Origin of the sequence: Microbacterium sp. (genome assembly GCF_031178525.1) — a bacterium.
GTDB lineage: Bacteria > Actinomycetota > Actinomycetes > Actinomycetales > Microbacteriaceae > Microbacterium.
Genome location: NZ_JAPSJA010000131.1, coordinates 1 through 7,117, shown reverse-complemented (window position 1 = coordinate 7,117; position 7,117 = coordinate 1). Strand labels below are relative to the sequence as shown.

Genomic DNA, 7,117 nt, shown 5'->3' with positions numbered 1-7,117 from the left:
GCCCGCTCGCGCCAGGAGTTGTAGCGGCCGCTCACGCCGCCGTGCCCCGCGACCATCTCGCACTTGAACAGCGCGTCCGCACCCACGTCGCGCAGGCGCGCGACCCACTTGGCCGGCTCCACGTAGAGCACGCGCGTGTCGTTGAGCGAGGTCATCGCCAGGATCCGCGGGTACGTCACGTCGTCGCGCACGTTCTCGTACGGCGTGTACGACTTCATGTACGCGTATACGTCGGCATCGTGCAGCGGGTCGCCCCACTCGTCCCATTCGATCACCGTCAGAGGCAGGGACGGATCGAGGATCGTCGTGAGAGCGTCGACGAACGGCACGTCCGCCAGGATCCCGGCGAACAGCTCGGGGGCGAGGTTGGCGACCGCGCCCATCAGCAGGCCGCCGGCCGATCCGCCCTCGGCGACGAGGCGGTCCGGGGCGGTGTAGCCCTCGGACACGAGGTGGCGCGCGACGTCGACGAAGTCGGTGAACGTGTTGCGCTTCGCCTGCAGCTTCCCGTCCTCGTACCACTGGCGTCCCAGCTCTCCGCCGCCGCGCACGTGCGCCACGGCGAAGACGACGCCCCTGTCGAGCTCCGACAGGCGCGCGACCGAGAACGCCGGATCGATCGAGTGCTCGTACGATCCGTAGCCGTACAGGTGCACGGGCCGGATCGCCTCACCCGGCTCGCCGAACGAGCGCTTCCAGACGAGCGAGACCGGGATGCGCGTGCCGTCCTGCGCGGGCGCCCACAGGCGCGCCTGACCGTACTGCTCGGGGTCGTAGCCGCCGAGCACCTCGACCTGACGCCGCAGGATCAGCTCCTTCGACTCGAGCACGTACTCGAACACCGAGCCAGGCGTCGTGAACGAGCCGTAGCCGAGACGGATCACGGGCGGCGCCCACTCGGGGTTGCCGCCCAGTCCCGCGGCGAACAGCGGCTCGTCGAACTCGATCTCCGTCAGGGCGTGGGTGCGGTAGTCGAGCAGCGCGACGCGCGGCAGACCCTCGCGGCGGTACTCCACGACCGCGAAGTCGCGGAAGCAGTCGACGTCGAGCAGGCGGCGGCCCGGCTCGTGCGGGAGGACCGTCTCGACGACATCCGGCGCCCCCACGCGGGCGCGCACCAGCGCGAAGTCGAGCGCGTCGTCGTTGTGCAGGATGTAGAGCCAGTCCTCGCCGTCGATCACCGCGTGATCCACGCCGTACTCCACGCCCTCGCGGCGCGGCCACACCACCTGCGGCACGGCATCCGGATCGCTCGCGAGCGTCGCCGCGTCGAGCAGCGCGACCTCGCTCGTGATGCTGGATCCCGACTCGACGACGACGAACCGGTCGCTGCGCGTGACGCCGGCGCCGACCCAGAACCGCTCGTCCTCATCGCGGTAGATCTCGCGGTCGCCCTCGCGGCCCGACTCGCCCACGGCGTGCAGCCAGGCGCGGTCGGGGCGCCAGGCGTCGTCGACCGTCGTGTAGAGGATGTGCGTGCCGGACGGCAGGAAGTGCGCGCCCGAGGACGTCCCCTCGATCACGTCGGGGAGGAGCTCGCCGGTCGCGAGGTCCTTGATGCGGATCGTGTAGCGCTCGTCACCCGCGATGTCGACGGCCCAGAGCATGCGGGTGCCGTCCTTCGACACGTCGAACGAGCCGAGGGAGAAGAACTCGTGGCCTTCCGCCTCGGCGTTGGAGTCGAGCAGCACCTGCTCGCCCGGCACCTCGACCTCGGGGCTCAGGACCGGGGGCGTCCAGTCGTCGGGGCCCGCGAGCGGCGCGCGGCACTGCACGCTGTACTGCTTGCCCGCGATTGTCCGGCCGTAGTACCACCAGCCGTCGCGACGGCTGGGAAGACTCAGATCGGTCTCGCGCACGCGGCCCCTGATCTCCTCGAAGATCCGCTCGCGCAGCGGCTCGAGGTGAGCGAGCGCTGCGTCGGCATGCGCGTTCTCGGCCTCGAGGTGAGCGATCACCTCGGGTGACTCCTTCTCCCGCAGCCACTCGTACGGGTCCTCGAACGTGTCTCCGTGATGAGTTCGGGTGACGGGGCGCCGTTCGGGACGGGGCGCGGATTCGGGGCGTTCGGTCGGCTGGGACGCGTGCGCGGTCATCCGACAACGCTATCCGGCGGACACGGGCCCGGCGCGCACGGGTGGCCGTGGTTTGACCGCTCCGCCCGCCGGTGCGAGGATCGATGACTGTCTGGTTGCCAGATCCTGAACACCCGGCGAACTCTTCGTTCGCGCATGCCGGATCCATCGGATCCCCGCACCCGGAAGGCGGACGGTGGAAACCGCAGCCCTCGTCGTCGCGCTCGTCATCGCGCTCGCGCTCTTCTTCGACTTCACCAACGGCTTCCACGACACCGCGAACGCGATGGCGACGCCCATCGCGACGGGCGCGCTGAAGCCGAAGACCGCCGTCGCGCTGGCCGCGATCCTGAACCTCGTCGGCGCGTTCCTGTCGACCGAGGTCGCCAAGACGATCTCCGGCGGCATGATCCGCGAGGACCAGATCGCCGGGACGGTGTTCCCCTCCCTGGTGTTCGCCGGCCTGATCGGCGCCATCACCTGGAACATGCTGACGTGGCTGCTCGGGCTGCCGTCGAGTTCGTCGCACGCCCTGTTCGGCGGCCTGATCGGCGCGACGCTCGTCGGCATCGGCGCACAGGGCATCGACTTCGGGGTCGTGGTGTCGAAGGTCGTGCTGCCCGCCCTTCTCGCCCCGCTCACCGCCGGCATCATCGCCTACGTCGTGACCAAGATCGCGTACGTGGTCACGCGCCGCTATGACGGCAAGCCCGACGGGCGCGACGGCTTCCGCTGGGGACAGATCTTCACGTCGTCCCTCGTGGCGCTCGCGCACGGCACGAACGACGCGCAGAAGACGATGGGCGTCATCACGCTCGCGCTGATCGCCGTCGGCTGGCAGTCGTCCGAGCACCACGAGCCTCAGCTCTGGGTCATCTTCTCGGCGGCCGCTGCGATCGCGCTCGGCACGTACGTCGGCGGCTGGCGCATCATCCGCACGCTCGGCAGGGGCCTCACCGACGTCAAGCCGGCTCAGGGGTTCTCGGCCGAGACCTCCACGGCGGCCACCATCCTCGCGTCCAGCCACCTCGGCTTCGCGCTGTCCACGACCCAGGTCGCCTCGGGCTCGGTGATCGGGTCGGGCCTCGGTCGCCGCGGCTCCGAGGTGCGCTGGCGCACCGTCGGCCGCATCTTCGTCGGCTGGCTGCTGACGCTTCCCGCGGCCGGCGCCGTGGGCGCGCTCGCCGCTCTGCTCGTCGTGTGGTCGCAGTCCCTCGGGCTCGGCGTGCTGGGCGTCGTGATCGATGCCGTGATCGCGGTGGCGATCATCCTGTTCCTGTTCCGGCGTTCGCGCCGCGACGAGGTGCACGCGGGCAACGCGATGAGCGAGGTCGCCGAGTCGGGTCTCGCCGTGAAGGTCGATGAGAATCCGCCGCCCACCCCGCGGCAGCGCCGCGTGATGTCCGAGAAGGCGCGGCGCAAGGCGGAGGCCAAGCGCCAGGCCGCGACCGGGGGAGACGACAAGTGACCATCGACTGGAGCGCCTTCCTGCTCGTCTTCGCGGCCGCGCTGATCGCGGCGGTGGTCGTCGTCGGCTTCTACGCCCTCGGCCTGCGTCTGCTCGCCCGCAGCGGCCGCGTGCCCGTCGTGGCGCCGGCGTCGTTCACGGACGCGATCACGGTGCTGTCGCCGAAGCGCCTGGCGAAGGCGGAGAAGGCCGCGGCCAAGGCGGCGGCGAAGAACCCCCTGAGCGAGGGGCAGAAGCGGCTGTCGGTCATCGCGGCCTATGCATGCTTCGTCGTGTGCGGGCTCGCCGTGGTGGCGGGCATCCTGCTGATCGTGCTCGGCTGAACCCCGCCGTGTCATCCGCCCCGCCTACGATGACGCCCATGCAGTTCGGCCAGCACGCTCCCGCCCAGCGGACGATCGTCCACCTCAGCGACACCCACCTGCTCGCGCGCAACGCGCCGCTGGGAGGGCGCTACGACACCGAGGCGAACCTGGCGCGCACGCTCGAGCGGCTGGAGCAGCTTGCCGCCGACGGCACGGTGAGGCCCGACGCGCTCGTCTTCACGGGCGATCTGACCGAGCTGGGCGAACCCGAGGCCTATGTGCGCCTGCGGGAGCTGGTGGAGCCCGTCGCGGCACGCATGGGAGCCCCGATCGTCTGGGTCGCCGGCAACCACGACGAGCGGCCGGAGATGCGGCGCGACCTGCTCGGGCTGCCGGCCGACGAGACGCCCGTCACCGGCGTGTGGGATCTCGGCGGCCTCCGCCTGATCGCGCTGGACAGCTCGGTGCCGGGATGGCATCACGGAGCGATCGACGCCGCGCAGCAGGAGTGGCTGCGCGGCGTGCTGTCCACGCCCGCGCCGCTCGGCACGATCCTCGCGCTGCATCATCCGCCGCTGCCGAGCCACGTGCCGCTGTTCGAGATCCTCGAGCTGCAGGACCACGCCGCGCTCGCCGAGGTGCTCGTGGGCACGGACGTGCGCGCGATCCTCGCGGGGCACCTGCACTACTCGATGAGCGGCACGTTCGCGGGCGTCCCGGTCAGCGTCGCGGCGGCATCCTGCTACACGATGGATGTCGCGCGGCCACCGCAGCGCGTGAACGGGATGGACGCGGGGCAGTCCTTCCACCTCGTGCACGTCTACGAGCACACGATAACGCACACGGTCGTGCCCGTGGACCAGGAGGACCCCGCGGCGTTCTTCTCACCCGAGTGGTACGCGCGGATGGCGCAGCTAACGCCCGCGCAGCGTCTGGAGGCGTTCTCGCGCAAACCGCCGCGAGCCTAGGCTCGTATCGATGGCCTCTCGACGATGAGGGGCCAGGCCGCCACACCCACAAGGAGAACGATGGCTGACGACTCGACCACCCGCATCGAGACCGACTCGCTGGGATCCCTCGAGATCCCCCGTGACGTGTATTGGGGCATCCACACGGCGCGCGCGCTCGAGAACTTCGACATCTCGAAGCGACCGATCTCGGTGTACGCCGAGCTCGTCGTCGCCCTCGCGATGACCAAGCAGGCCGCCGCACGGGCGAACCGCGACATCGGCGTCCTCGACCCGGTCAAGGCCGACCTGATCGACCGCGCAGCGCAGCGCGTGATCGACGGCGAGTTCCACGACCAGTTCATCGTCGGCGTGATCCAGGGCGGCGCCGGGACCTCGACGAACATGAACGCGAACGAGGTCATCACCAACATCGCACTCGAGCTCGCCGGCCGCGAGAAGGGCGACTACGCCTACCTCTCGCCGATCGACCACACCAACCGCAGCCAGTCGACCAACGACGTCTACCCGACCGCGATCAAGATCGGCATCTCGCTCGTGCACGTCTCGCTGCTCGAGGAGATCGACCTGCTCCGCCGGGCGTTCCTCGCGAAGGCACGCGAGTTCCACGACGTGCTGAAGGTCGGGCGCACCCAGCTGCAGGATGCCGTGCCGATGACGCTCGGCCAGGAGTTCCACGGTTTCGCCACCACGCTCGGCGAGGATCACGAGCGCCTCGCCGAGAACTCGTCGCTGCTGACCGAGATCAACCTCGGCGCCACGGCGATCGGCACGGGCGTGACGGCCCCGCACGGCTACTCCGAGGCTGTGCGCCGCCACCTCGTCGAGATCTCGGGCCTGCCGCTCACGACCGCGACAGACCTCGTGGAGGCGACGAGCGACACGGGCGCGTTCATGTCGTTCTCCTCCTCGCTCAAGCGAAACGCGATGAAGCTGTCGAAGATCTGCAACGACCTGCGCCTGCTGTCCTCCGGCCCGCAGGCCGGGCTGGGGGAGATCAACCTGCCCCCGCGCCAGGCGGGCTCGAGCATCATGCCGGGCAAGGTCAACCCCGTGATCCCCGAGGTCGTGAACCAGGTCGCGTTCTCCGTGGTGGGCGCGGACATGACGGTCACGATGGCCGCCGAGGCCGGTCAGCTGCAGCTGAACGCGTTCGAGCCGGTGATCGCGCACTCGATCCTGCAGTCGATCACGTGGATGCGGCAGGGCATGCGGACGCTGCGCGTCAACTGCGTCGACGGCATCACGGCGAACCGGGAGCGGCTGGGCGCGATGGTGGGCTCCTCCGTCGGCGTGGTCACCGCGCTGACGCCGTTCATCGGCTACGCGGCGGCAGCGGCGCTCGCGAAGACCGCGCTGCTGACGAACCGCAACGTGGCGGACCTCGTGGTCGAGGCCGGGCTGATGGATCGCGCCGAGGTGGACAAGCAGCTCTCGCCCGCTCGCCTCTCCGGCATCGAGGCGATCACCGCGGCGCTGCCCATCATCTCGCCGGAGGACCTGCCGACCACGTGAGGTCCGGTGCGCGTCAGTCGATCACGCGGCAGTGCGTCGTGAGCTCGCCGATGCCGTCGATCCCGACCGTGACCGTGGAGCGGTCGCGCATCAGCACCTGCGGCGTGCGGGAGTAACCGGATCCGCCGGGGCTGCCGGTCGAGATCAGCGTGCCCGGCAGCAGCGTGATGCCGTGCGACAGATGAGCGATCAGCTTGGCGACCGAACGCACCATGGCGCCGGTCGTGGAGTCCTGCATCGTGTGGCCGTCGAGCACGGTCCAGATGTGCAGGTCCTGCGGGTCGGGCACCTCGTCGGCCGTCACGATGTACGGTCCCACCGGAGTGAAGCCGTCGAACGACTTCGCGCGGCTCCACTGCGCCTCGGAGTACTGCACGTTGCGCGCCGTGATGTCGTTCACGACCGTGTACCCGAACACGTAGTCGAGGGCGTCCTCCTCGCTGACGTCGCGCGCGGGCCTGCCGATGATCACGCCCAGCTCGGCCTCGTAGTCGACGGCCTCGCTGAGGGAGCGCGACCAGGCTGTGGTGCCCTCGTGCGGCGCGATGGAGTTGGGCCAGAGCGTGAACACCGTCGGCGTGTCGTCGGTCTTCAGGTTGAGCTCGCCCGCGTGCGCCGAGTAGTTCAGCCCGACGGCCATGATCGACGGCGGGGTCAGAATCGCCGGCGCGAAGGTGGTCTCCGCGATCGCGGTGCGCTCACCGGTCCAGCCTGCCGCGGCGTCGCGCACCGCCGCCTGCAGCGCGTCGCCGCCCGCGATGAGCTGCTCGATCGTGCGCGGACCGT

Annotated in this window: 6 protein-coding genes; 4 read left to right on the top strand and 2 right to left on the bottom strand. The window is 70.3% G+C overall.

Features of this window, described 5'->3' with window-relative positions:
- The coding region (locus RIF89_RS09315; RefSeq protein ID WP_309068842.1) for a S9 family peptidase at positions 1-2,096 on the bottom strand (2,096 nt) is incomplete at its 3' end.
- 175 nt (positions 2,097-2,271) lie between these two features.
- On the opposite strand from RIF89_RS09315, the gene RIF89_RS09310 reads away from it, so the two are divergent.
- Genes RIF89_RS09310 through RIF89_RS09295 form a run of 4 tightly spaced genes read left to right on the top strand, consistent with a single transcriptional unit; the run spans position 2,272 to position 6,331 of the window.
- Entirely contained in the window at positions 2,272-3,543 is a 1,272-nt protein-coding gene (locus RIF89_RS09310) for an anion permease (RefSeq protein ID WP_309068841.1), read from the top strand.
- Entirely contained in the window at positions 3,540-3,866 is a 327-nt protein-coding gene (locus tag RIF89_RS09305) for a peptidase (protein ID WP_309068840.1), read from the top strand. Before RIF89_RS09310 ends, RIF89_RS09305 begins: the two co-directional genes overlap by 4 nt.
- 29 nt (positions 3,867-3,895) lie before the next feature.
- The gene (locus RIF89_RS09300) at positions 3,896-4,816 is read left to right on the top strand and encodes a metallophosphoesterase (protein ID WP_309068839.1); all 921 of its coding nucleotides are present in this window, start codon (positions 3,896-3,898) and stop codon (positions 4,814-4,816) included.
- 60 nt (positions 4,817-4,876) lie between these two features.
- Positions 4,877-6,331: an aspartate ammonia-lyase gene (locus RIF89_RS09295; protein ID WP_309068838.1), complete on the top strand. Its 1,455-nt coding sequence runs from the start codon at positions 4,877-4,879 to the stop codon at positions 6,329-6,331.
- Positions 6,332-6,344: 13 nt separating this feature from the next.
- On the opposite strand, the gene RIF89_RS09290 is transcribed toward RIF89_RS09295, so the two are convergent.
- A partial coding sequence (locus tag RIF89_RS09290) for a fumarylacetoacetate hydrolase family protein (RefSeq protein ID WP_309068837.1) occupies positions 6,345-7,117 on the bottom strand: 773 nt, incomplete at its 5' end.